This is a genomic window from Gordonia namibiensis NBRC 108229, from assembly GCF_000298235.1.
In the GTDB taxonomy this organism is placed as follows: Bacteria; Actinomycetota; Actinomycetes; order Mycobacteriales; family Mycobacteriaceae; genus Gordonia; species Gordonia namibiensis.
This window is the reverse complement of sequence record NZ_BAHE01000065.1, coordinates 1-1326: the sequence shown is the minus strand read 5'-3', so window position 1 is coordinate 1326 and position 1326 is coordinate 1. Positions and strand designations below refer to the sequence as shown.

The window sequence follows — 1326 nt, the reverse complement described above, 5'->3', positions numbered from 1 at the left end:
TGCAGGACCGACTCGATCTCCCCCAACTCGATCCGCTGCCCCCGCAACTTCACCTGAAAATCACTACGCCCCAAATACTCCAACTCACCAACACCAGACCACCGCACCCGATCACCCGTCCGATACAACCGCGAACCCCACCCACCAAACGGATCCGCCACAAACCGCTCCGCAGTCAACCCCGACCGCGACGCATACCCCCGAGCCACCTGCACCCCACCCAGATACAACTCACCCACCACACCCACCGGAACCGGCCGCAACCGCGAATCCAACACCCACACCGACACATTCGGCACCGCACGACCAATCGGCACCACCACCTCACCACCGCCGACCACATACGACGTCACATCCACCGCAGCCTCAGTCGGCCCATACAAATTCACCACCCGCACACCAGGCACCAACCCCCGCAACCCCTCCACACCCGCAACACCCAACGCCTCACCCGAACAGAACACCTGCCGCAACGACCCCAAACCCACACCACCCGAACCACCCAGCGCATCAACAAACACCGACAACATCGACGGCACAAAATGACACACCGACACACCAAACCGCTCCACCACCGACGCCACATACCACGGATCCCGATGCCCACCCGGCTCCGCCACCACCACCGAAGCACCAACCATCAACGGCCAGAACAACTCCCACACCGACACATCAAACGACACCGGCGTCTTCCACAACACCACATCATCACCAGTCACCCCGAACAACGACTGCATCCACCCCAACCGATTCACCACCGCCCCATGCGACACCGTCACACCCTTCGGCCGACCCGTCGACCCAGACGTGAACAACGTGTACACACCCACCAACGGCGACAACACCCCCACCTCATCCACCACCGCACCCAACTCCACACCACCATCAACACCCGAAACACCCGACCCCACACCACAATCCACCACCAACCGCTCCACACCAGAAGGCACCACCACCTCCTCAGACCCCCGCGTCAACACCACACCCACACCCGCCGTCGACAACATGTAACCCACCCGCTCCACCGGCGCATCCACCTCCACCGGCACATACCGCCCACCCACAACCACCACCGCATGCACCGCCACCAACAACTCCAACGACCGCGACATCACCACCCCAACAGCAGAATCCACCCCCACACCCACACCCAACAACCGCCGCGCAACCCCCGCCACCAAACCACCGAACTCCCCATACGACACCACCCGATCCCCACACCACACCGCCACCTGCGACCCCGACAACCCCACCCGCTCAGCCACCACCGAACCCACCGAACGACCACCCCACCCCAACTCCACCACCGCACCCCGCGACCACGTC

1 pseudogene is annotated in these 1326 nt (G+C 63.3%); it reads right to left on the bottom strand.

Going from position 1 to position 1326, the window contains the following annotated elements:
• Positions 1–1193: pseudogene (locus GONAM_RS22155) on the bottom strand (amino acid adenylation domain-containing protein); the annotation flags it as partial.
• Positions 1194–1326: the final 133 nt, after the last annotated feature.